The following is a 24,922-nucleotide window of genomic DNA, read 5'->3' as shown; positions in this document are numbered from 1 at the left end:
TTAACTTTTTCGTATATAATTTATCAAACATGAATTTAATCCTTACTAAATAGATATAGGGGCGTTTTGTTTGTACCCTTTTTACAAACAAAACGTCCCTATTCTATACATTTAAGTAGTTACTATACATTCTTTTATAAACATCTTCAAATTTATAAAATCCAGTTCCCAAAACTGCTGTGTTTACATTAGAACTATCTACACTTATTGGTGATAGTAATATAGAAGGTACATCTACCTTACCGTTATTTATTGTGTTTGTTGTTTCTATTGCTTCTCCTCTCATTAATTTTACTGCTGCATTTATTGCAGTCTTACCTAGTTGCCTTGAATCTTTAAATACAGTCATTGATTGAGTTCCTTCAATTATTCTTCTAATTGCATCTATATCTGCATCTTGCCCTGTTATCGCTACCCTTCCCGCTAAACCTTTCTCCTTTAGCGCTTCAATTGCAGCTCCTGCAATAGCATCATTTGGAGCTAATACGGCATTTACTCTATTATTATTTTTAATTAATGAATCTTTTACTATATCATAGGCATTCTTTGGGTCCCAATCATCTACAACTTCATCTGTAACTATTCTTATCTCCCCTCTACTAACTAAAGGCTGTATATATTCCATTGCTCCTCTCTTAAAAGTATTTCCTCCAGAGTCACCAGATAGAATAATATAATTACCCCTTGGAACCTTTTTGGTTAAATACTTTCCTTGAAGCTCTCCAATAGTTAAATTATCAAAAGCTACATATAAATCTACATCAGCATTTTTTATAAGTTCTTCATAAGAAATTACTTTAATCAGCTTTTTATGAGCATCTTTAACTAATTCTGCTTCCTCTTCCGGATCAACTGGCGTTATTATTAATAAATCCACTCCTTCTTTTATTAAATCTTCTACTTGCTCCTCTTGTTTCTTTAAATTAAATTCAGAATATCCTATCTTTAAAGTAACATAATCTAACTTAGCCTCTTCCTCCATCCCTTCCTTATCTCTAACCCATCTAGCCTCTCTCTGATTAGGAATGGTTACACCTATCTCTTCATGTTCTCTGTACTTACATTCATATAATATTTCTAAACACTCTATGTTTAAGCTCTCTTTACTTACATACTTAACTAAAATATTTAAATTCTTCGGTATAGATAAATACAAACCTACCACCTTTTTTCAATTACTCAATAATTATCATATTCAACTAATAAGCAAATTGGTACTTGTTCCTACAGGTTAACTATAAAAACCGTGCTAGTTTTATCTAGCACGGTTAATACTAATCTAGCATCTAATTGTTCTTAAAGCTTGTGCTACTTTTCTTGCAAAATCTAATGGACAGTCTATTGATTCAAAATTAACATATACAAGTCTAGGATCATCAAATAACCAGCGGCTATTAATTGAAGTAACGATTATACCACATCTTCTAAGAGCGCTAACAAAATCATTAACTTCGTTTTGTAGTAAAACCACTTCACCTAGATTTAAGGTTCTTCCATTTCTATCTGGATTCTCATATGAAAATCTTGAGCCTATTGATAATGGTGAACGAGTTCTTCTTCCAAGTATTTCAACATTTAGGTTCCTTATAAAACCTACTACACATACTCCATTTTGGTTTACTAAAATATTAGAACCTAATATTGATGCAAATCCTACACACATGCTGCATCTTTTATTGCAAGGGTCAGGATCTCTATTGCATGAGTTACAGTTACTACTAAAATTGTTATTGTTTAAACTGTTGTTATTACTTTCTATATTGTTAGTGATATTTGTACTATCATTAATACCTGGATCTTCTCCAAAATTAAAATAGTTATCCATACACCCATCTCCTTGTTTATAATTTATAGAGACAATTTCTTGTCTCTATGTAACAAGCGAGTGTTTACTACATAATATTCATAATGATTTAATATGTGCTATCTTTTAGATAATTTATACTATAAGTAAAGAGACGTTTTGAATTCAAAACGTCTCTCTTACTATTTCAACCTTATCTGTTTATTATAAATTTCATTTCCTTCTGACTCACTTATTACCTTACTATCCACCATACTTTGTATTACTTGCTTTTGCCTTTCTCTAGCCAGTATATAGTTATTATATGGATCATAATTACTTGGAGCATTAGGAAGTCCTGCAAGCATAGTAAGCTCTCCTGAATTTAATTCTGATGGTTCCCTACCAAAGTAGTTCTCTGAAGCCATATTTAATCCATAAGCTCCATGTCCAAAATAAACTACATTGGAATATAAGGCTAAAGTTTCTTCCTTGTTTATTGTGTCATTCACTCCAATTGCATAGATTCCCTCAAGTAGTTTCCACTGTAATTGCTTTGTTCTGCTACTTAAAAGTGTATTATGAACTAACTGCTGAGTTATTGTAGATCCCCCTTGAACAAGTTCGCGACTTTTTATATCCACATATATTGCTCTAGCTATCCCTTTTGGGTCAACACCTGGGTTCTTTAAGAAACTTCGGTCTTCTGTAGCTATTAATGCTTTCTTATACATTTCAGGTATCTCATTATAACTTAAATACTTACTATTATTTTCTTCTAAGCTAGTATTTACATTAGTACGTATCTTATCATCAATCTTGTTTACATTGGTAAAATAAAATTTAAGTCCAAACCATCCTATGCATAAAACTACAAGTATAAAAATAAGGAATTTAAACAAAGTTAGCAGGCAGCCTCTTTTTTTACGTCTCTTTTTATCCTTTGCCATAAGTCTTCCCCCCGTTATTATTAAGCCATCTTACATTCCAAAAACCCCTTACTTTATTATCGTAATTTTACCAATTTTCTTATCCTTAAGCGTATCTTTTTGAATTAATAATATCATAGTAAGAATTTACAGTTAAGAAATAATAAATCATGTAAATAATTGTGTATGCACCTATAGTTATAATTATAGGTAATGTTAAATTCATTCTTGTAATCTTTGATAAAAGAGTTGATGCCACTAAGCTATGAATTATTCCCACTCCTAATGGAAGGGCAAAAATCATAAAGATTTGTTTACTTATAGATGCTTTAATTTCTTTGCTTGTAACTCCTATCTTTTTAAGAATTTCATATCTATTTTTATCATCATTAGCCTCTGATAATTGTTTAAAGAAGATTATGCTACCAGTGGCTACTAAGAATACAAGACCTAAAAAGGCACCAATAAAAATTATAAGCCCTGAGTAAGTAAGTCCTGCTCTATAATCCTCATAATATGCAGAGTAGTTGAAATAGCTTCCATCTGACTTTGGAAGTTTATTATTGATTAAGCTTATAAACTCCTTAGTAAGTTCTTCGCTATCTTTTTTATTATCAGTAATATATCCCTTTATTCTATATAGATTGTCTTTTAAGTAATACTTACTATAAACCTGGTCTTTTACAACAACTACTCTTCTTATCATTCCTGTGTTTACAAGAGAATAGTCTTTATAGTCTTTAACCTTTAGGGTCTGCTTCTGATTATTGGTATCTATATTAATAGTTTTGCCAATATAACTTTTTTCTGGGGAGGTGAAACTTAAATTTTCATCGTAAATTATGATTTCATCGTTGCTATTAAGCTCTACCTTATCCTTTAATCCTCTTGCGCTTGCTACTTTATTATAGTTACTTTCCGATATTAAATAAAAGTTAGAAGCTTGATCTGCATCCACCCATAAACCATGGACTTTAGCAAAGTTCATATCTACAGATGAAAGTATTTTATTTTTAGGATATTTTGAAATTATATCTTCAACATTTTTATCTAAAGATGTGTTATTGCTTGCAAATGCATAAGTAAAGGCATGATTCTTTTGCAAATTAACGGTAAGGTCATAATAGAAGCTTGAAGATACCTCCATAGCAGTTAAGGTTGCTGCACTTAGCACTGCAATTATTGCTAAAGTTCTAGCACTTCCTTTGATTCTATATAAAAGCTGAGAAGTTCCTACCATGTTTATACCGCTATAGTATCTTCTCTTATTCTTCTTTGAAAGCTTTATAACTAGTAAAGTCAAGGAAGAGAAAAGTAAGAAGGTTCCTATTACAGTAAGTACTAAGGTTACTGGTATAGCAAAGACACTTAAAGTTAATGGTCCTTTTGTATATAATAAATAACCTGCAGCTATAAATATAATAGCTAATGCTGATCTAATTAAGGATGCCTTCGGCTCCCTTTCCCCTTCATTTTCAGCTTTAAAAAGTTCTATAAGCTTAAATTTATATATTAGTCTATAGCCGTTAATTGAAGTTAGTAAAAACAATATTGAAAATATTATAGCAGTATTTATAACTGCCTTAATAGGTATCATAAATGAAATGCTCGCACTAAATCCCATAAGTTTAATAAGTAACATTATAAATAGCTTGGAAAGTAAACCTCCAACAAGAATACCAGCAATAAGGGCAAGTATACCCATAACAATATTTTCATAGAAAAGCATTCTTCCTATTTCTTTTTTTCTAATTCCAAGTAAAGAATAAAGCGCAACTTCCTTCTTTCTTTTTCTAATGAAGAAAGAATTAGAATACCAAATGAAAATGGATACAAATACTGCAACAACTATAGCCGCTGCCTTAAATACAGCTGCAAAATTCACCGAAGATCCTACAGCCTCTTGAACCTTCGTGTTATATTGAATTGAAGTAAAAGTAAAGTAAATCATTATACTAAATATCATAGATACAAAGTATAAAAAGTAGTTGTAAAAATTTCTCTTTATATTTTTAAAGGCAATATCAAATAAGCCCATTAATTTCTCACTCCTTTAAATATCTAGTGTTCTTGTTTATTACATATCAGTTAAGCCGCCACCTAAGGTCTTAAGTACATCTAAGATCTTTTGGAAGAATTCTTTTCTAGATCCTCCCCTTGCTATCTCTGTAAATAATAAACCATCTTTGATAAAGATTATTCTCTTGCAATAACTAGCTGCAAAGGCATCATGAGTTACCATCATAATTGTAGCTTTATTATTTTCATTTAAATCACTTAAAGCCTGAAGAAGCTCAGTTGATGATTTAGAATCTAATGCACCAGTAGGTTCATCAGCTAAGATTAAAGCTGGCTTATTTATAATAGCTCTAGCAGCTGCTGTTCTTTGCTTTTGACCACCTGAGATCTCATAAGGATACTTATTTAAAATATTATCTATCCCTAAGTTTCTAGCTACTTCCCTAAGCCTATTTTCTATTTCCTTTAAATTAACCTTGGAAAGTGCAAGTGGAAGAACTATATTCTCCTTTACTGTTAAGGTATCTAAAAGATTAAAATCTTGAAATATAAATCCTAACTTATTTCTTCTAAATACAGATAACTTCTCTTCATTCATCTTAACTATATCTTCTCCACCGATAGTAACCATTCCGCTGCTTGGTTTATCAATAGTAGATATAATATTTAAAAGTGTTGTTTTACCTGCACCAGAAGGCCCCATTATTCCTACAAATTCACCTTCTTTAATATTTAGATCTATATCATGAAGTGCAGTGTATACATTACCCCTTGATCCATAAACTTTTTTTAAGCTTTTAGCTGTTAAAACATCATTCATATCTATTCTCCTTTATATCTTGTTTCGAACTACAATATTATTGTACAAAGTATAGCATAATCAATCCATTTCTCTTCCTTACAAAACATTATTTTAACCTTACAATATTGTCACATACGGAAGCTCTGAAAAATTTAGTCATTCTTTTTCGTGGGCCCCTCGCAGCGACTGCGTGGGGTATAACGAAATTATAGAATGACTTTTTTTAAGAGCGCCATGAAAATTATTAACTGTTAAATTCCAATATTTAATGAATCTTTTAGCAAACATAAGAGAGCTAGTATGCGTTGATTATGTACACCATATTGGAATTAATGCTATAATTGGTATAAAAACCAAGTTGTAATTTAGTACGAATTTATAATTATTAATTGATGAGGTGTTTGAATGAATAAAAGAATAATAAATGGATTAATACTAGTTTGTTTACTTTTAGTTTTAATAAATTTATTTCAATTTTATAGAGTGAATACTTACAAGCGTATTGAAAAATCCAATACTCAAAAATTTCAGGAGGATTTTAATATTCTGGATAAGAGTTTTGATTTATACAACTCATCAAGTACATTATCAAATGAAAGTGCCATAAAAAACAGTGTAAGTATTGTTGGGGAGCTTGATTCTTTAAGATCTTTATCATCATATAAAGAAAATAAATCAATATCTGAAATGCTACTTTATTTAAGTCAATTTTTTGTACTAAACTCAAACCAATACGTTACTGAGAATATTAATAAGATACGACCTAAACTGAAAGAAATATCGAAAAATTTAAATGATGAAAATACCATAAAAGAATTTAACAAGGAATTAAGGAAAATGAGAGTTCAAAAATAATTTACGGAATTTCTGAAAAATTTATAGGATAACTTTTTTTGAGAACACCATGAAAATATACTAAAACAGGTAGTTCAATTGAACTACCTGTTACTAATCTAGATTTTATAATACCTTTTAGTTAAGCATCATAGCTCCAAATATCGGCATAACAATCAAGTATGCGCTTATTATAGCCATAATCATATATGGTCTAGACTGCCCCTCTGGTTTTTTTATTGCATTAACTATTCCAACAATCAAAGTTAATGGTGTTATAAAGATTGTGACCATCCCTATCATTGCAACCAATCTAAGTAAACCTTCCATACAAACAATTCCCCTTTTATATACCACTTTTATCAACTTATACCATTATATCACAATTTACTTATCTGAAATCTCATAATAGTCTATTAGTTTCGGAAACACAATTGTAACCCTAGTATACTCTCCATACTTTGATTCAATAGTTATATCGTGTCCCAGCTTTCTTGCAAGCTTTTTAGAGAGATATAGACCCATACCAGTAGATTTATAGTTCTCTCTTCCGTTATAGCCTGTAAAGCCTTTATCAAAGACTCTATGAAGATCTTCTTCTTTTATACCAATTCCATTATCCTCTATAACTAGTTTTTGAGCCTTCTCTTCTACGACTCCATATACCTTAATCTTTCCACCAATAGAAGTATACTTTAGGGAATTAGCTAGGATTTGATCTACAATAAATGCTAGCCACTTTTTATCTGTTGTAACTATAAGTTCTGTATTATCTATCTCTATATTTATTTTCTTATTAATAAAGGTCTTTGCCTGTTTTTTAACCCCTTCTTTAACTAATCTATCTAGTTCAAGTTCATTTATTAGGTAGTCCTTAGAGAAATCATCTGTTTTTGAATAATAAAGTGCCTGCTCAATATAATTTTCAATTTTATCTAATTCTTCTTCAAGACTATATAAGATTTCTTTACTTGGATTTTTAGCATTGTTTTCAATTAATAATCTGCTTGCAGATATAGGAGTTTTTACTTGATGTACCCAAGATGTTATAAACTCTTCATAATCTTTTTTATGTTCTTGAAGACTTAATATTTTTGAGCTTTGTTCATTAAATAAAGCTTTAAGCACCTCATGATGAAGAATTTGTTCATGAGTTATAGGCGTCATAAGTCTATCCATAATTTCATCACTGTTATTCTCAACAATGTTATTTAAATTTTTATAATAATCTCTGAGCCTAAGATATCCCGCTATTAAATAAATAATGAAAAAGGTTAGGGAAACTAAATTAATATATAGTACATTTTCAATATTTACTTTCTTAGAACCATCTAAAAAAATTACTAAGGATATAAATAACATAAGCAGAGCATAAAAAAGAAGCGTAAATTTTCTATCAGCTAAATATTTAGTGAATTTCATAGAATAACATACCCTTGACCTTTCTTAGTTTGGATATAATTTTTAAGACCTATATCCTCGAGTTTTTTTCTAAGTCTATTAATATTTACTGTTAGGGTATTATCATCAACAAAGCTCTCATCTTCCCATAGAGCTCTCATTATTTCATCTCTACTTACTATTTCCCCTTTATCCTGCATAAGGGTATAAAGAATTTTGAATTCATTTTTAGTAAGTTCTAATTTATTATCATTATATATAACCGAACTGTCCTTAAGGTTAAGAACCACTCCTTGATGTTCAATAACACTAGAAAAAGCATTTATATAATCATAAGTCCTTCTTAAAAGGGCATTTACCTTTGCCATAAGTACATCTAACGAAAAAGGCTTTTGAATAAAGTCATCTCCACCCATATTTACAGCCATTATTATATCCATATTAGTATTTCTAGAGGATATAAAGATTATTGGAACCTTTGACACTTCTCTAATCTTGCCGCACCAATAAAAGCCATCATGAGAGGGAAGATTTATATCCATCAAAACAAGCTGAGGATCATATTTTACAAAATCATTAAAGGTATCATTAAAGTTTTCAACTCTATGTCCTTCAAATCCCCATCTTACTATATTTTCTAAGATTATTTCACTCATTTTTTTATCATCTTCTACAATCAATATTTTAAACATGAGAAAACCTCTTTCTTTCCTAATACTAACAAGAATATTATATACTAATAAAAATTAAAGCACAAAGAAGTGCATTGGTAATCACCTATGCACTCCTTATTATTAAACTAAACCTAACACCCTAATTGTAATCTAGAAAATACTCCAGCATGAGTTGATGGCCACAACCTAGTGCAAGTTCTATCTTCTTGGGATTCTCCAACTAGTTCATCTTTTATTGCATCAAATCCATTCCTTGTAAAAATGAAATCAATTCTTTTACTTAAGCTGGATAACGCATTTAAAACATCACTATCTTGGAAAGCTGTAAAGCCATTCCCTATACCGCCTACTACCCAAGTATCCTTAAAGCCTAGTAATGTTAAAAGTGCATAGACTTGAGACCCCGGAACACTTGCATTAGAATTAAAATCACCTAAAAGGATAAGAGGAAGCTTTGTATTTGCAGGTCCTGCTATTAACTCATTAGCTTGAGAAACTTGCACCTGGGATGAAAGAGGTTCAAGTTGGGTATTAACCAATCTAAACTTTTTACCTCTGATTAATGCATCAACTGCTACCCACCCTCTCAATATTGTAAAAACTCGTCCACCTATCTGAACTTGATAATTTGTTGCATAATTAGCTGCCTTCGTACTAATAATCTCTACATCACTTTCTCTTCGAACTAAAATTACATTTCTATCTATTAACCGCACCAAATTCCCAGTGCTTGCAGGAAGTGTAATAGTAGAGTTGACATTTTGTGCTGCAGCTCTATATCTTATGCCAAGCCTAGCTAATTCACATAAAAGAATATCAACAAAATTATAAACAACTTTATGCGCATTTGGAGGAATAAGCTCTACAATAACCGCCTCCTGTAAACCAACTATATCTGGTTTCTTTAGGGCTATTTGGCGAGCTATTGCCTTTGCTCTTTCATGCATATTAGTAGCAAGGAACTGACGATAAACTTCTGTAACTCTTTGTGGAACCTCTTGAGGTGTAGTTGAAAATAAAGGTGTTAAATCAGTGCCATCATAAATATACCAAGTCATAACTGAAAGTCCTATATTGCTCCTTGGATACATAGTTCTACCTCCTTTACTCCCTTTATTATCTTTATATGCATGTGCCTTATATTATGTGAATTAAATTAGGGAAAATAAAAAAGGGCAATTAAGCCCTTCTTTACTAAAATATATTAATTTGTACTTTTCTTTTTTAATACCAAAATAAGATCTTCTAAGGCTGAAATAATTGCCTCTGTTTTTTGAGGTTCTAAGTCCCCAATTATTGACTCATTAAGTTCACTCGTAATATTGCATACATCTGTACTTTTTAAAAATTCAGGTGAAATAGATAACTTAACTGTTCTCCTATTCTCTTTAGGTATCTCCCTTATTACAATTTCTTTATTAACGAGTTGATCAACTAGCCTAGAAACTGAGCTTTTTGGCAAATCAAGCTTTTCACTTAGTTCTATTAAAGAAATATCTTTATTATTATATATCTCAAACATGACCATAAATTGAGAAGTTGTTATTCCCAAGTTTTCTGCACTTGACTCAATATGACCGTTTAAACTTCCCTGAATTACTCTAAGTAAGTTCATTATTTTATGAATACAATTAGTTCCTTTACACATTAAGTACACACCCTTTTTATCCTAACGGTTTTGAATTAATTCATTTACCTTTATATCTGGATGATGATATCTTCCTCTTTTCAAAGTATTTTTCTTATATTGAATAGATTTTTGTGGACACCATTGCATGCATGCTAAACATACTTCACAATTATGCTGCCACTCTGGTTTTCCTTCTACCATTTTTATATTATTAGCAGGACAAACCTTTGAGCAAGTACTACATCCATTACATTTTTCTGTTACCCAAAAATTTTTATCCATATTGTTAGGCTTAAAAGTCTTATATGCTAATCTTCCAAAAGCTATCTTTACTCCATTAACCTTTACTTTAGTCTGTTCATTTTTCTTTATACTGTCTACTATGTTTATTATTTGTTCATCAGCTACTTTAAAACGCTCTTCTTGAACTTCTTTTGAATATGCATCATACATAACTTGATAATTACCTGGCATTCTTACTGTAAAGCCTGCTGAAAGAGAAGCTCCTTTTTTATTTAGTATGTCTTCAATTTGATTTAATGCTATTGTCGTAGTTCCACCAAAGGTTGCAATGGCAAAAATATAGGCTGATTTATTCACTTCAAGATTTTCTACAAACTTTTTAACCATTAAAGGTACTCCTGTAAAATATATAGGGAATACAAAGCCAATCTTATCTGATGAAATATCTTTAGTTATTGATAGGTTATCTTTAGTTATTTGTATAAGATTTGCATCTCCTAATCCTTCCTTTACGGCTTTTGATACCTTTAAAGAATTACCTGTTCCGCTGAAATAATAAATTGTAGTACTCATATTGTCCTCCATAAATTATTAATAATTCCGTTTAAATTGTTCCATTTGGAACTGTTCATTATTAAACAATACTATTATATTCTTCTGGAGTCAATATAAGAACAAAAAATAGTAGAATTAAAAAATCCTTAGGAATTATTAATTCCTAAGGATTTTATTAAATAATATCATAATCGGTTATTTAAACTTTCTTTTTCTAGCTGCTTCTGACTTTTTCTTTCTCTTAACGCTAGGTTTTTCATAGTGTTCTCTTTTTCTAACCTCTGAAAGGACTCCAGATTTAGCACAGCTACGTTTAAATCTTGATAACGCTTGCTCTAATGATTCATTTTCTCTCACTCTGATTTCTGACATAATTCCCGCCTCCCTTCAGTTCAAATCATAATACTACCGAAATATATTATATATCGAATTTGTCAAAACGACAATGAAATATTTTACTTTAACTAAATATTTTATATATTTTTTTATTTTAAGCTAATATATCTCATACTTTCATTATAATAATAGTTTGTCTAAATATCAATGATATATACAAATTTGAGATTCCACATTAGATAATATAACCTATAACAGGAAATCTTAGTCATAAATTAAAATTATTTTTAAAATTACTTTATTATTAATCAAGTATAAATAATTGTTCTACTGGTATACCTAAAAATCTTGCTGTTTTTATTGCCAATTCAAGTGTAGGGTTATATTTGTTATTTTCAATAGCATTAATTGTTTGTCTCGTTACTCCAAGTTCTTGTGCTAATTGATCTTGAGTTAATTTTAACTGCTTTCTAAACTCTCTGACTCTACTCTTCATTTCCTTCGCTTAGTTTCCTTCTATAATATCTGTCAAAGAATATAAGTAACGTGTTTTGAATACAAAACAATACTAATGCTACACTATGTCTATTACCTCTTGCAAGGTCTATAATAGTCCATACCAATAAGAATGAAACTGTAAACCAATATGCAATTTTTAAGCTTTTTAGTGCAATAAATTTATCCATTTCATCTTCTTGTCTAAAAAAACTCATAAAGCATACCTCCTTTAAAATGTAAAACACTCTTTACATTTCTATATATTAAGAATACCAAACTTTTCTTGAAAGTGTCAAGATGTTTTTACATTCCTAATCTGATATTCCTTCTTTTCACCATGAATTTATAACAAAAATGGTAAATAAAATAGTATAATAAATATTATATAAAACAACTACTTTCAGATGAATTTGGCAGAATAATGCCTGAAATTTTGCATATGAAAGGATACTTAGAAAATGAAAAAAATAATATTAACCTCTGCTGGATTTGAAAATAAAAAAATTCAGGATAAATTTTTAGAACTTATTAATAAGCCTAGTAATGAAATTATGGTTTTATTTATTCCTACTGCTGCAATTAATGCTGATGCTATTGCTATGCTACCTAAATGTATGAATGATTTGCTTGATGCAAAGATTCCAAAAGAAAATGTACATGTATATGATTTACATAAAGAAATGGCACTAGAAAAACTTATGGAATATGATGCTATTTACTTTTGTGGAGGAAGTACTAGTTATTTGCTAGACAGGATCAATGAAATAAAATTCAATGTTGTACTAAAGGAATATGTTCAAAAGGGAGGAGTTTTTGTTGGTGTCAGCGCGGGAAGCATGATAGCAGTGCAAAATCGCCCTAATAACTTAGGATTTATTAATTGTTTGCTTTCTGTTCATTGTGAAGAAGGTTCAAAGTTAGGTAAAATAGATACAAGCAATTGCCCTAAGATAAAGCTTACAAATAACCAAGCTATTCTTTTAACTGATGATTGGGCGGAAATTATTGAATAATTTTATTAGATTATTATCTAATGGACAATAGTAAAATACTACGATATTAAGGAGATTTTTTATGCCAGATATTATAATAGATTTACTTAAGGAATCAGATGCACAAGAACTTTTTAAATTTGAACTTAAAAATAGAGCTTTTTTTGAGAGAGTTGGTTTCCCAAGAGGAGATAACTATTATGAATTAAATAGCTTCAATACAATAATAAAGGAGTTAGTTCAGGAACAAGATAATGGATTAGTATATATGTATTTAATAAAGGATCATGCTGGAATGATTCTTGGAAGAATAAATTTAGTATCAATTGAAAGAGGATGTTTTAATAAGGCTGAACTGGGTTATAGAGTTGGTGAGGAACATCAAGGAAAGGGATATGTAACAAGTGCAGTAAAACTTATTTTAGATGAAGCGGCCAATAAGCATGGACTACATAGATTAGAAGCAGGAACTTCACCTAATAACATAGGTTCCCAAATAGCATTAATTAAGAATGGCTTTCAATTTGTTGGACGTTACAATAAATATATTTACAAAAACGGAGAATGGTGCGATAGCATTTTTTTTGAGAGAATTCTTGATTAATTATATACTGTTAGAAACAGTTAAAAAGCATTTTTCTTATATGGAGCATTGAAGCCTTAAAAATTACAACAGTAATTTTAAGGCTTTAATTTATTCTTTTTATGAATCTATATAATTTATAAACATTGAACTTGCTAAAAAGCTTAAGCTCATAACTAGCATAATATCCCACTCAATACTCGCAAATGAACCTTTGCGTATGACTGTAAAAATTATATAAGTTAAATTCATGCTAATAAGGCATATTAAAGTTTTTCTAGTTAGAATTTTACTTTTGGATTTCATAGCCTCTCCCCACTTAATAAGTTAATAATACTTATTAATTTTGTATATATTTTACAATGCTATTATACTTTATTAAACTTTATATAGAAACAAAAAATAACAGAGTACACATTATATGTAGGTCTGTTATCTTATAATTTTTTATTAGTTTTAAAGATTTCTTGTACTTATTACTCTTTTTTAGGAGCTTTTGAGTTTAAATATAAAGCAGTAAGAACATATGCTGCACTTCCAAATAACATTATGCTCCAATTAACATTCGCTAATGATTTTCTAAGTATTAATGATGTAAATATAAATGTTACATCAAAAAATATAAGATTTGTTATGATTTTCTTGAAAGGGATTTTCTCTTTTGGGTTCATGTGAATCTCCTTACTTAATAATACTTATTTAATTTGTATTTACTTAATAATAACTATTATACTTCATTAAATCTATTAGAGAAACAAAAATAACAGAATACGCAATATATGCATGTCTGTTATTTTATAATTTATTATTAGCTTTTAAAGATGGTTTGTACCCACTCTTCTATTTCGTTTTTTATTAAAACTTTATCTTTTAGCTTAGAACTATGAAAATCTTTTGCTTCTTTAATATTTGCACCATGGCAATTATTTTTAAATTTCTCAAAGAAGCTTCCATGATTTCCAGCATGAGTGCAAAATGGAACTACTGTTTTATTTTCTAAGTTGTGCTCTTTAAGGAAGGTTAAAACAGGTGGTGTAAGTGTATACCACCATATTGGTGATCCTACAAATATAACATCATAGTCTTTAATATTATCAACATGTTTTTTTAATGTAGGCGTATAGTCCTTTTTTGTATGCCTTGATCCTAAGGTAGTTGCAGTTACTAAATTATATGGTTTTTCAAGTTCTAGTTCAAAGGTATCTGCTCCTATAGCATCTTTTATCAAATTTGAAACTTCTTTAGTATGTCCTTGTAAGGAATAATAAACAACTAATGCTTTTTTATTCATTTTTAAGCACCTCTCTAAATTTTCTATAATTTTAATTTTTGAATTACTGCTTTATTAGGCTTTGGATAATGGAAGTTCTGATTATAACCCTTCGTGTAAATTGCCTTTGTAGGGCATAAATTGTAGCAAGCAAAGCATCCATGACATTTAGATTCATCAAATACAGGAAAGCTGTCCATCTTTATTGCATTATATGGGCAATTACTAACACATTTCTTACATTGAACACAAAGCTCATCATTAATCTTTTTACGTCCCATAATAGTTCTCATCATCTTAGGACCAGTAAGCTTAGTTAAAATATTATATTTAAAACTAGCTTCTACCCTTTTTTCATTTACTGTTTCTTTATTTTTTATCTTCTTGCAAATTTCAGTTAAATCATTAATAAACATATTAAATTCATCTATCTCTATGGTATTTGGATGATTTATAAATCCATGTGAATGTTTAATTACAGGGGGATAGTTTTCTGGGGTATGTAGAGAATGGTCTATAACAACTTTAAAGCCTTTCTTGCTTATTTCTTCAGCCATGTTTTTTGTAGTTGCTCCATTTTCTTGTCCAAAGGTACTAAATACAAAAGCTGGTTTATTTACTAAGGACATATTCTCAATATAGCTCCTTACAAATCTAGCGATATTATATTCATCAGCAAAGCTTGCAAAGCCTACTATGTCATACTTATTTAAATCATAAACTCCGCCTCTCATATCTAATAAATCAAAGTCTACATTTTGAACCTTTCCCTTTATGTACTCACAAGCAAGTTTTGTATTACCTGTTAATGAAAAATATAAAATTGCACCTTTCATTTAAATCATCCTCCCAAATTTCATTGTTTATTGCTTTATATATTTTTTTAAAAATAGTGTCCATATTTTCCCTTTAATCGAATGTTCGTTTAATTTTGCCCTAAAAAAATTTTTATTTTTTTATTGCATCCCAACTTATTTCTATAATCTGACTAAAAACTTCTTCGCTAAACTCAAAGGTACCTTTAAAATTCTCTTTTGCTAATTGAGTAACTGGGAAATAACAAAAAGTTAATAGTATATCTGGGTGTGCATTCTTTAATAAATTTTGCTTTTTACCTCTCTCTACCATGTCATAAAAAGGTTTAAAGAACTTTAAACTTGCCTCAGAGCATAGCTTCTCAACTAAAGGTGAATTTGCAAACTGCTCTATAAACAGAAATTCTTCCTTGTTGTTCTTTATAAAATCCATCAAATTTCTCATTATAGCTTCAAATGTTTCCTTTGTTGGATCAGCTTCTGTATCAATATCCCCGATCATTCCGTAACTTAGTTTTTCTTTAACATTAAGGTAAATCTTTTTTAACATATCCTCCTTGTTCTCGAAGTAAACGTAGATAGTTGATGGTGATACCCCTGCCCTCTTTGCAATTTTAGACATAGATATTTCTGAGAATCCAATTTCATTTAGAAGTTGGATTGTTGCTTGGAAAATTGATTCACTTTTGTTTTCATCTTTATATCTCATGGTTCTATAATAAACGTTCATTCGATTATTGTGAATTTTATTTTTGAGATAAAATAGGAAAATTTAAAGGAGTCTCATAAAGACTCCTTTGGTAAGTAATATAGTTATTTAATTTATCTATTTCTTGAATCCTTAGAATTTAAAAACATAGCACCTAAGAAATATGCTGCACTACCAACTAACATTAGATCCCACTGAATGCCAGCAAATGAGCGTTTAAGCAATACTGATGTTAGTATAAACGCACCATCAAAGATTATGAGGTTTGTGATTATTTTTCTAGAGGGAGTTTTGGTTTCATTGGAGTCTCCAAAATATAATATTTGTTTAATTGACACTATTTTTTCTAAATTAACGTATAATCAAGTATACTAAATATATAGCTAAAATTTTAGTATTCATCATACAGATTGAACTGAGATATCAAATGATTTCTTCATCATTTGATTGATCTTCTTACAGTCTGAAATATATTTTTCTTTATCATTTATTCCAATTTTATTTAAGCTATTTTCGAAATCTCTTTCAATTCCATTAATAGAAATATAATGCTGAAAAATTGGTATTCTATATGTGTTATTTTGCCATATTATTCTTTGTTTACTTCTATTCAAACTCATTAATTCCTTACCAAGTGGTGATAATTTGATCTTCCCATCTTTATTCCCTTTGCTAAGTATTATAAAATCCATAATTGCTAATAATTTTAAACTTTTAATTAAAACTTTCTTATCTTTCTCAACTTCAATATTTAATTCTTCAATAATTCTATTTATTCTGACTTCTTTTGACATATCACTTTTAAATATCTCATTTAATAAGTTAATATAATATTTATCATCCTGTTCAGGAAGAATACACAATTCTTTTTTGGGTAGTTCATTTTCACTATTCTTTATAAAATTATAAATTTCATTAGTATTAACATTAATTATAAACTTACTTAGGAATTGTCCAGCTATTACTGGTTTTGTACTACATTCTGCATTTTTATACTCAAGGCAAGTCGAATCTAATTCACTACTATAGTATAGCTTAATTATCTCATCATTTCTTACTTTTCCATTTACAATATCATCCCAACATTTCAAACTTAGCTTGCATTGCCTACATTCTTGTTTATTGCAATATCTACGCCCATAGCCATAGCTCATTAGATATATGTTTTCATCATTAAATTTCTTGTCAAAATATTTGCTTGCAATTTCAGGATTATCTTTTTCAAATTCAAGCATAGCTCGATAAGATGCACAATATGTATTAGAATTGGAATGATAAAATTGATTTCTTTCACAGAATTCTCTAAATGACATCTTTTTATAAAACTGTGGCTGATTACACCACCTGGCTATTTGTATATACATTCCACTATATTTACTCTTTTTATAATTCTTATGTCTCATTATATATGGCAAACATCCATATCTCATTAATATACTAATTCGCTCAAAAACATTTTCAATATCAAATTCGTCCTGAGATTCAAATCCACTTAGTACATACATCTTAGGTTGCTTATTAGTATACCTTTTCCACATCTGTATTTTATCTATAATCAATTCTCTATCACTTAAATGATCAAATGCAAAAATAAAATCTCCATGATATTTTACATTATTAAACCTAAATGCCTTTCTCTGGGTCATTAACCTTATATCCATACCTTGACGAAATTGAAATGGTTTCCCTGTCTCGACTAATTCATCTAATACTTCTTCCCATCTAGAATACGCAAGAATATTATCATCCCATAAATAAATCATTGGTCTATCATTATCTAAAAATTCATTGACTTTAGAATGTCTTTGAACTTTATCGTATTTTTTATTTACGCAAAAATCACATTTTCTAAAACAACCTCTAGTGGTGAAACCTATTGAATAATTTAAATAATCAGAATATCTTTTAGGATTTTTACCATCATTAGTCATAGCTTCAATATATTCTTTATATAAGTCATAATAAGGCTTATGATGCTCTATATCATATGGAAGTGGAGCTCCACCATCTTCATAAAATCCAGTTCCTCCTATGACTACATTTGGTTCATTAATAACCCACTCTGGAATATATGTAAAACTAAACACACATGATATATATACTTTATCGTATTCTCTTATATAATCATATGATTTATAAATTAACTTTACTTCATTACCTAATTCGATGTGATATCCTGCTATTTTCATTAATGCTAAATTAGGATGCCTTGTCCCATTGTCCATCAAGTCAGCATCAATAATACCTATTTTCATTATAAGTACCCATCCCTTCACCCATCATAAGTTATATGATATATTTAAGTATTCTTATTTTTTATCTAGTTCATTCAATAGTTTTTCTATTGCTTTTTTAATTTTACTTAGCTCGAAATGAACTTGCTTTTGATCCTCATATTTAATTTTATTTCTAAAATCATTTTCATTTATTTTATTTCTAAACTTGTACAACATTTGATATATGTTTCCTGTCTTCCCAGTATCCTCAATTCTCTCAAAACCGGTGTATATATCTATTTTCCCTTCACTTATCTCAGCCATTATTCTATTCGCAGTTTTTCCAGTAACTTTTGCAATTCCACCTAATTTATTTCTTATATCTGCTGCTTGTGCTATATTTCCCTTTTTAACTTCCTCCACAATTTTACTATCCAAATTAGCATTTGTTTCTCTATATTTTTTTATTGACATATTTTTCAAATACTCATCATAGTAGCTCCAATGTTCAGATCTTAAATCACCGTTATCTACCATAAAGCTATATACTTTTATATAGTTTTTAGCAGATGATTCTGTAATTCCCAATTCTTGGGCTATATATTCAATTGGCACTTCTGATGACTTGAGTCTTCTATACAAATATCCGGCTTGCTCAAACGGACTCCAGTCTTTTCTACCAATAATATGATATTGACCTAAGAGCGTAAATATTGCGCTTTCAGATATATCTCCTGGTAGTATCTTACACTTAACTTTTCCCCACTTCGTTGGATCTTTTCTTGCCAAAAGCCTATATGCGGCCAATCGGCTATTTCCCTCCAACACAACATTATCTCCATCCCTAACAATTAATGGATCTATTAATCCTCCATTTGCCTCAATCGATAATTTCAATTGCTTTACATGCTCCATATTAGTGATTATTTCTTCTATTTCATCTTGTTCTGGTATTCCGTCAGACACATTCAAAATTGAATATACTCTAGGGTTTTCAGGATAAAACCTTAAATCTGACTGTCTTATTTCTTTCTCTAATATGACATATTCTTTTTTACCAATAGTTAACTTTTCACTCATAAATATTCCTCCGTGTTGTCAATATTTAGAATCTTTTTTATGATACTTGAAAATCTATAATCAGCTACATCTCTATATTCATCCTTTGTAACATCTCCCTGTGCTAAAAAAGCTGCATTTTGCTTTGCTTTTAACAAAAAATCTATCCATATATCAATACTATCTTTGATCAAGATATTATAGATATAACATGTTTTTTTCTGAGATATGCGGTGTATTCTATCTTGAGCTTGAAGATAGTCGTCTAAACTAAAGCCTCTATCATAAAATATCACATGATTAGCCATCGTTAATGTTAGCCCTTCCTTAGAGGATTGTGGTGTAGCAAACAATATCTTACATTCTTCTTTAGTAAATTTCTCTACCGATCTATTTCTATCTATTATCTTCATTCCACCATGAATTTTTACAGCATTATATCTTGAGTATTTTTTTGTAAAATAGTCAATATTCTCAATAAAGGATGACCAAACGATACACTTTTCGCCTTTAGAAATAATATCATCAATTAATATATTTAATACACTCTCTTTAGCAGAATTTCCAAAATACATTTCATCAATTAGCTTAGGATTAGAGGTTACTTGTACAAGCCTTAGTAATCTTTTTAATGTTGAACTTGAATCATCTAGAATTGTTTTATCCCCTTTTTTAACTAATAAACTCATTTCCTCCCTTATTCGATCATAAATTTGCTTTTGTTCTTCTTCAAATTCCGCCCATACAGTGACATATTGCTTCTTAGGCAAATCGATTACTCCGCTTTTTTTAGTCTCTCTAACTGAAAATGATTTTATTTTCAAGAAAATACTTGAAACTACATCCTCAAATAATTCTTTTTTATGCGTATTATTTTCTAAGCTATTAGATAAATCGGTTTTCTTCTTAAATTCATTAAAATCTTTACCTAAGCTCTTGCCTTCATCCAGAAAATATATCTGAGCCCATATATCATATGGCCTGTTCGCTACAGGAGTTCCTGTCATTATTGTCTTTATAATAAACTTTGAAGATAATTCAAAAAAATCTCTTGTAATCTTGGAATTGGGGTTCTTTATTTTTGCAGACTCATCTATAATAATTGCAACATTTCTTGCTTTTAGATATAAATGAAATCTCTCTTTTTCTGAAGAAATAATTTCAAAATTTGCAATTACAACTCTTGATGGCCCGTTAAAAACATAGAAGTTATCATTCCTATTACTCGTCAGAATTGCTGGTTTGATAAATGTATGAGTTATAAATTCATTCTTCCAATTCTGAACTAGCTGCTTTTTGGTTACAATAAGAACAGTATCTACATCTTTAAATTTAAGCCAGTATAACAATAAGTCTATTGCTATTTTAGTTTTTCCTAAACCTTGTTCATGAAATATTGCTGAATACTCCAAATCCTTCACTGCCTCGAATGCTTCTTTTTGATATGAAAATGCATTTAATTTAGCAATTAATGAAGGTTCATATTCTAATACTATTTTTCTCATATTATCTCGACCCGCCCTAAATCATTAACTATTTTTACTGTTACATTATAGCTATATTGATTTTTCATCTTTTTAATAAGGTTTTTAGCTGATACATACTCCGTCCAAGGAACTGATAGTATCATGATTGAAGTTCCTGAATAACAATTGCATGCTCTTAAATATGACTTATATTGCTCTAAACTATGCTTTCTATTAAAATCCTTAGATGTCTTAGCCTCACCAATAATCAGTACATTATCATAGCAATAATAGAGATCCGGCTTAAATCCTTCCATCATTTTGGGTATTTTTTCATTGCAATCTGGACTATCCATAATAACCAAACATAAATTACTTTCTGGAATAGTATCCTTCACTATAGAATACATAGTATTAACTAAGCTTATATGATTTATTGATTCTCCCATTTCACTCCTCTTTTATCTCCTTTATTATAGCGTCAAGCTCCTCCAAAACATCAAAAAGAATCTCTTTTTTTTCTTCATATCTTGGATCATATTTTAAATTTTTAACTTCCTGATATTTAATATTCCTTAACCTTTTAGTTAGTTCTACTGCCAAGTGTTCGTATGGAACTTCACTTAATGAATTTGTATCAAATTCCTCAATTGCTAAAACCTTTACAGCTTCAGTAATATTTGATTTTAGAAACACCTTCATAGCCTCATCATTTTTTATTATTGCTGGTAACTTACGAACATTTTGTGCTGTATCAACATTTCCATTTATAACCCACTTTGCAAAATCATTTCTATTATATTTATTTATAACCAATGCATCCTTTACACTTCTATTCTGTAATTCCATAAATTTTGAAAACTCTCTTTGATCAAATTCACTATCATAACTAAGAATTCCTCTATAATATTTCTCCATATCATTGAATGCATCTATGAATTTTTTTATTTCATTAACTCTTCCTCCACAAAATGAAATAATTTGTTGAATAGGAAGTTTTTCTTGGTTACTTAAATAATTCAGATACTTTGCTTTTGAATATGGGTCCCATTCTCTTGGCCCTACTAAATGAGCTTGAAGTCTAATTGCATGTATTTGACTATCAGACAAATCATTATATACAATTGAACGTATTTTATTCCAAGAACCTGGAACATGACTTTCATTAAACTCCTTATATATTTGTACTCTTGTATTTCCCTCAATTACAATATATTTTTCATCATGAGTCTTATTTACAATTATAGGATGAATGATTCCTTGATTGGATTTTATAGACTCTTTTAAGCTACCATATGATGTGCCATTTTTATCATCACTACCTCCACCTAGAGCTAATGAAATAGCTTCACTTGTTAATTGATCTTTGCTATATTGTTCTAGAAACTTGGAAATTCGCGGATTTTCGAAATCTAATTGTATTTCATCTATACTAATTTCCTGATATTGAGATTCCATTTCTTTCTCCTTTAATAAATAATTAATTATATATTTAAACCAATAAAAAACTAAAGTTTTTCAAAAAAATTTATTATATACTTCATCTTAAAAGGGGATTAAACTAAACAGCTTAATCCCTTAAAGTAGATAATTCAATTCGTCATTTATTATATACTTTATTTATGACAAGTAATGTTATGCATATTTTACTATATTATGTATATTCTTTATCAATTAACATTTTTTAACTTACCATACATAAATTATATCAAACTCAAATTATATTCGCAATTATCATTTATTTTTTAGCATAAATAACATTCAAAAAATAGATATTTAACAGACACTTCTAACAATATTATTTATATAATTAAAGTTCAGTATATTTCTTACTATTCCCTTTTGCTTTTTCAATAGGATATTTCTTTTCATTCTTATCCATCTTCTTATTAATAACATCTTCGATAGTTACATCAAGTGCATCAGCTAAATGCATACTATAAACTAAAACATCAGCTAATTCATCACAAACTTCTTCTTTATCAAAATTATTATCCCAAAGAAAATGTTCTAAAAGTTCAGCTGCTTCTATGTTGATTGCCTTAGCTAAATTCTCTGGAGTATGAAACTGTGCCCAATCTCTATCATCTCTAAATTTTCTTACTCTATTTTTGATATTCTCCAATTTTCTTCCTTCTTTCTTATCACTTAATATAATACTCTAATTATATCTTACAATTTCCTTTATTAGTATAATATGTCTACAAATTTTTCATTTTTAAGCTATATTTTTACAGTTACTATTAGAAAAATTTAGGTAATAGTTATATAATAAAAAATATACTATATTTTAGGGGGAGCCATGGGATTAATAAAAACATTTAATTATAAACAAGAATTTCTTGATGATATAAAAAATTATAGATATGGACTTAACTGGCCTGTAGTATATATTCTTAGGAATGAGAATGAAGCTTACATAGGGGAATCCACAAGAGTTTATCTTCGTAGCCAAGAGCACTATAAAAGAGATGGTAGAAAAAAACTTAAATTAATAGATATTATCTCTGATGATGATTTTAATAAATCTGTCACATTAGAAATTGAATCACTTCTTATAGAGTATATGTCTGCTGATAAAAAATATCTTCTCCAAAATGGCAACGGCGGTCTTAGTAATCATAATTACTATAAAAGAGAGCATTACAAAGAAAAGTTTAATCAAATTTGGAATGAATTAAAAGACAATGGCGTAGTTATTAACGGGTTATTTGAAATAAAGAATAGTGATTTATTTAAGTATTCTCCATACAAAGCCCTTAATAGTGAACAGTCTTTAGTCGTAAATGAAATTTTTGATAGCATAAAAAATAATGATAGAAGTAATCATCTAATACAAGGTGAACCTGGAACAGGAAAAACTATCGTTGCAATTTACCTAATAAAATATTTAATGGAACAAGAAAGCACAAAGAACCTTAGGATTGGACTTGTTGTTCCTATGACATCCCTCAGGGGAACATTAAAAAAAGTTTTTACTAATATTAAAAATCTTAAAGCAAGTATGGTTCTTGGTCCATCTGATGTTGTAGGCAATGATTACGATATTCTCATAGTAGATGAAGCTCATCGATTAAGCAGAAGAATCAACATAACAAATATGAAGTCATTTGATAATTGCAACCGCAAATTAGGATTAGATATCAAGGAAGGTGATCAATTAGATTGGATTAAATTATCATGTAAACATATGATATTGTGTTATGATAAAAATCAATCAATAAGGCCATCTGATGTTAGACCTGAAAAATTCCAAAACATAGACTTTCAAAAGCATATAATACAATCTCAAATGAGGGTTCTTGCCGGTGAAGATTACATTGAATATATTCATAATATTCTTCATCAAACCCAACAAGAAGCAAAAAAATTTGGTGAATATGAATTATTTATATTTGATGATATCGATGAAATGCATAAGAAGATAAAAGAACGTGATAAAAAGTTTGGATTAAGTCGTATGATAGCCGGCTACGCTTGGCAATGGAAATCTCAAAAAGATTCAAATGCATATGATATTATTATTGAAAACTCTAAATTCAGATGGAATTCTAAACCAAGAGATTGGATTAACTCTCCCAATGCTTTAGAAGAGGTAGGTTGTATTCATACAACTCAAGGATATGATATAAATTATGCGGGTATAATTATAGGAAATGAAATAACCTTTAACAATGGTAAGATAGAAATTAATCCTGCCAATTATTTTGACAAAAATGGCAAGAGAACTGTTAGTGATCCTGAAGAGCTTAAAAATTATATATTAAATATATATAAAACTATTTTAACTAGAGGGATAAGAGGAACGTATATTTATATTTGTGATATTAACTTAAGAAATTATTTTAAAAAGTATATTGATACATATAACTCTCATTTTAGCATTGACTCTAAAGAAATTATTGATAAACAATTACTTAAAAACTAGTAAATTAATTTTGAAATAAAAAATATCTAAATCATAAAAAATCCATCAACTTCTTATGAAGTGATGGATTTTTACACATATCACATAATTTGTTTAAAAGCCCAAATTATCACTTACCTTAAATGTATCTTTAAACAAAAAGTTTAATAATAAACATATAGAAGTAAGCCTCTATTTCTT

The 24,922-nt window shown here is 29.1% G+C and carries 30 protein-coding genes; 4 read left to right on the top strand and 26 right to left on the bottom strand.

The genetic code is table 11. From position 1 onward, the window contains the following. Positions 1–103: 103 nt before the first annotated feature. From JK634_RS15620 to JK634_RS15600, 5 genes are all read right to left on the bottom strand, one after another. A complete protein-coding gene (locus tag JK634_RS15620; protein WP_202768651.1) occupies positions 104–1,156 on the bottom strand; it encodes a sugar ABC transporter substrate-binding protein in 1,053 nt (350 codons plus the stop codon). 123 nt (positions 1,157–1,279) lie between these two features. Next, positions 1,280–1,825: a DUF1259 domain-containing protein gene (locus JK634_RS15615; protein WP_338031239.1), complete on the bottom strand. Its 546-nt coding sequence runs from the start codon at positions 1,823–1,825 to the stop codon at positions 1,280–1,282. A gap of 161 nt (positions 1,826–1,986) precedes the next feature. Next, positions 1,987–2,733, bottom strand: a complete 747-nt coding sequence (locus JK634_RS15610) for a biosynthetic peptidoglycan transglycosylase (protein WP_202768650.1) — start codon at positions 2,731–2,733, stop codon at positions 1,987–1,989. A gap of 85 nt (positions 2,734–2,818) precedes the next feature. Next, positions 2,819–4,750 (bottom strand): FtsX-like permease family protein, encoded by a 1,932-nt coding sequence (locus tag JK634_RS15605; protein ID WP_202768649.1) that lies wholly within the window; start codon positions 4,748–4,750, stop codon positions 2,819–2,821. A 39-nt stretch (positions 4,751–4,789) separates the two neighbouring features. Then, positions 4,790–5,551 carry an ABC transporter ATP-binding protein gene (locus JK634_RS15600; RefSeq protein ID WP_202768642.1) on the bottom strand — a complete coding sequence of 254 codons (762 nt, stop codon included), beginning with the start codon at positions 5,549–5,551 and terminating at the stop codon, positions 4,790–4,792. A 387-nt stretch (positions 5,552–5,938) separates the two neighbouring features. Here JK634_RS15600 and JK634_RS15595 point away from each other — a divergent pair, with 387 nt between their 5' ends. After that, positions 5,939–6,388 (top strand): hypothetical protein, encoded by a 450-nt coding sequence (locus JK634_RS15595; RefSeq protein WP_202768774.1) that lies wholly within the window; start codon positions 5,939–5,941, stop codon positions 6,386–6,388. A 117-nt stretch (positions 6,389–6,505) separates the two neighbouring features. Here the strand turns inward: JK634_RS15595 and JK634_RS15590 are convergent, their stop codons facing one another. The 9 genes from JK634_RS15590 to JK634_RS15550 form a co-directional block, all read right to left on the bottom strand. After that, positions 6,506–6,697 (bottom strand): hypothetical protein, encoded by a 192-nt coding sequence (locus JK634_RS15590; protein ID WP_202768640.1) that lies wholly within the window; start codon positions 6,695–6,697, stop codon positions 6,506–6,508. A gap of 57 nt (positions 6,698–6,754) precedes the next feature. Then, positions 6,755–7,789, bottom strand: coding sequence for a sensor histidine kinase (locus JK634_RS15585; RefSeq protein ID WP_202768638.1), 1,035 nt, complete (start codon positions 7,787–7,789; stop codon positions 6,755–6,757). After that, positions 7,786–8,460, bottom strand: a complete 675-nt coding sequence (locus JK634_RS15580) for a response regulator transcription factor (protein ID WP_202768636.1) — start codon at positions 8,458–8,460, stop codon at positions 7,786–7,788. The genes JK634_RS15585 and JK634_RS15580 overlap by 4 nt, the downstream gene beginning before the upstream one ends. A gap of 113 nt (positions 8,461–8,573) precedes the next feature. Further along, positions 8,574–9,533: an endonuclease/exonuclease/phosphatase family protein gene (locus tag JK634_RS15575; protein WP_202768634.1), complete on the bottom strand. Its 960-nt coding sequence runs from the start codon at positions 9,531–9,533 to the stop codon at positions 8,574–8,576. A 113-nt stretch (positions 9,534–9,646) separates the two neighbouring features. Beyond that, a complete protein-coding gene (locus JK634_RS15570) occupies positions 9,647–10,090 on the bottom strand; it encodes a MarR family winged helix-turn-helix transcriptional regulator (RefSeq protein ID WP_202768632.1) in 444 nt (147 codons plus the stop codon). 21 nt (positions 10,091–10,111) lie between these two features. Then, positions 10,112–10,888, bottom strand: coding sequence for an EFR1 family ferrodoxin (locus tag JK634_RS15565; protein ID WP_202768630.1), 777 nt, complete (start codon positions 10,886–10,888; stop codon positions 10,112–10,114). A 177-nt stretch (positions 10,889–11,065) separates the two neighbouring features. Next, positions 11,066–11,242 carry a 30S ribosomal protein S21 gene (gene rpsU / locus JK634_RS15560; protein ID WP_202768629.1) on the bottom strand — a complete coding sequence of 59 codons (177 nt, stop codon included), beginning with the start codon at positions 11,240–11,242 and terminating at the stop codon, positions 11,066–11,068. 268 nt (positions 11,243–11,510) lie between these two features. Next, positions 11,511–11,702, bottom strand: coding sequence for a helix-turn-helix transcriptional regulator (locus JK634_RS15555; protein ID WP_202768628.1), 192 nt, complete (start codon positions 11,700–11,702; stop codon positions 11,511–11,513). Further along, a complete protein-coding gene (locus JK634_RS15550; RefSeq protein WP_202768627.1) occupies positions 11,692–11,919 on the bottom strand; it encodes a hypothetical protein in 228 nt (75 codons plus the stop codon). Before JK634_RS15550 ends, JK634_RS15555 begins: the two co-directional genes overlap by 11 nt. 243 nt (positions 11,920–12,162) lie before the next feature. On the opposite strand from JK634_RS15550, the gene JK634_RS15545 reads away from it, so the two are divergent. Both JK634_RS15545 and JK634_RS15540 read left to right on the top strand, forming a co-directional pair. Further along, on the top strand, positions 12,163–12,717 hold the full coding sequence (locus tag JK634_RS15545; RefSeq protein WP_202768626.1) for a Type 1 glutamine amidotransferase-like domain-containing protein: 555 nt from the start codon (positions 12,163–12,165) through the stop codon (positions 12,715–12,717). 61 nt (positions 12,718–12,778) lie between these two features. Next, positions 12,779–13,300: a GNAT family N-acetyltransferase gene (locus tag JK634_RS15540; protein ID WP_202768625.1), complete on the top strand. Its 522-nt coding sequence runs from the start codon at positions 12,779–12,781 to the stop codon at positions 13,298–13,300. Positions 13,301–13,399: 99 nt separating this feature from the next. Here the strand turns inward: JK634_RS15540 and JK634_RS15535 are convergent, their stop codons facing one another. The 12 genes from JK634_RS15535 to JK634_RS15480 form a co-directional block, all read right to left on the bottom strand. Beyond that, on the bottom strand, positions 13,400–13,585 hold the full coding sequence (locus JK634_RS15535; protein WP_202768624.1) for a hypothetical protein: 186 nt from the start codon (positions 13,583–13,585) through the stop codon (positions 13,400–13,402). A 170-nt stretch (positions 13,586–13,755) separates the two neighbouring features. Next, positions 13,756–13,950 (bottom strand): hypothetical protein, encoded by a 195-nt coding sequence (locus JK634_RS15530; protein WP_202768623.1) that lies wholly within the window; start codon positions 13,948–13,950, stop codon positions 13,756–13,758. Between the two features lie 137 nt (positions 13,951–14,087). Continuing rightward, positions 14,088–14,570, bottom strand: a complete 483-nt coding sequence (locus JK634_RS15525; protein WP_202768622.1) for a flavodoxin — start codon at positions 14,568–14,570, stop codon at positions 14,088–14,090. Between the two features lie 23 nt (positions 14,571–14,593). After that, positions 14,594–15,385: an EFR1 family ferrodoxin gene (locus tag JK634_RS15520; protein ID WP_202768620.1), complete on the bottom strand. Its 792-nt coding sequence runs from the start codon at positions 15,383–15,385 to the stop codon at positions 14,594–14,596. A gap of 112 nt (positions 15,386–15,497) precedes the next feature. Beyond that, a complete protein-coding gene (locus JK634_RS15515; RefSeq protein WP_202768618.1) occupies positions 15,498–16,094 on the bottom strand; it encodes a TetR/AcrR family transcriptional regulator in 597 nt (198 codons plus the stop codon). A 92-nt stretch (positions 16,095–16,186) separates the two neighbouring features. Beyond that, positions 16,187–16,411, bottom strand: a complete 225-nt coding sequence (locus JK634_RS15510; RefSeq protein ID WP_202768616.1) for a hypothetical protein — start codon at positions 16,409–16,411, stop codon at positions 16,187–16,189. A 63-nt stretch (positions 16,412–16,474) separates the two neighbouring features. After that, positions 16,475–18,328 carry a radical SAM protein gene (locus tag JK634_RS15505; RefSeq protein WP_202768614.1) on the bottom strand — a complete coding sequence of 618 codons (1,854 nt, stop codon included), beginning with the start codon at positions 18,326–18,328 and terminating at the stop codon, positions 16,475–16,477. A 54-nt stretch (positions 18,329–18,382) separates the two neighbouring features. Continuing rightward, complete coding sequence (locus JK634_RS15500) at positions 18,383–19,369, bottom strand: ParB/RepB/Spo0J family partition protein (RefSeq protein ID WP_202768612.1); 987 nt, start codon at positions 19,367–19,369, stop codon at positions 18,383–18,385. Next, the gene (locus tag JK634_RS15495; RefSeq protein ID WP_202768610.1) at positions 19,366–20,853 is read right to left on the bottom strand and encodes a DEAD/DEAH box helicase; all 1,488 of its coding nucleotides are present in this window, start codon (positions 20,851–20,853) and stop codon (positions 19,366–19,368) included. Before JK634_RS15495 ends, JK634_RS15500 begins: the two co-directional genes overlap by 4 nt. Further along, positions 20,850–21,263: a hypothetical protein gene (locus JK634_RS15490; protein ID WP_202768608.1), complete on the bottom strand. Its 414-nt coding sequence runs from the start codon at positions 21,261–21,263 to the stop codon at positions 20,850–20,852. The genes JK634_RS15495 and JK634_RS15490 overlap by 4 nt, the downstream gene beginning before the upstream one ends. A 1-nt stretch (position 21,264) precedes the next feature. Further along, positions 21,265–22,272: a ParB/RepB/Spo0J family partition protein gene (locus tag JK634_RS15485; protein WP_202768606.1), complete on the bottom strand. Its 1,008-nt coding sequence runs from the start codon at positions 22,270–22,272 to the stop codon at positions 21,265–21,267. Between the two features lie 352 nt (positions 22,273–22,624). Beyond that, positions 22,625–22,939 (bottom strand): nucleotide pyrophosphohydrolase, encoded by a 315-nt coding sequence (locus JK634_RS15480; protein WP_202768604.1) that lies wholly within the window; start codon positions 22,937–22,939, stop codon positions 22,625–22,627. A 177-nt stretch (positions 22,940–23,116) separates the two neighbouring features. Between JK634_RS15480 and JK634_RS15475 the strand changes: the two genes are divergently transcribed. Continuing rightward, positions 23,117–24,742 carry a DUF2075 domain-containing protein gene (locus tag JK634_RS15475; protein WP_202768602.1) on the top strand — a complete coding sequence of 542 codons (1,626 nt, stop codon included), beginning with the start codon at positions 23,117–23,119 and terminating at the stop codon, positions 24,740–24,742. Positions 24,743–24,922 lie beyond the last annotated feature (180 nt).

It is taken from the genome of Clostridium paridis (assembly GCF_016765615.1).
GTDB classification, from domain to species: Bacteria; Bacillota; Clostridia; order Clostridiales; family Clostridiaceae; genus Clostridium_T; species Clostridium_T paridis.
This window is presented reverse-complemented; position numbering and strand designations above follow the sequence as displayed.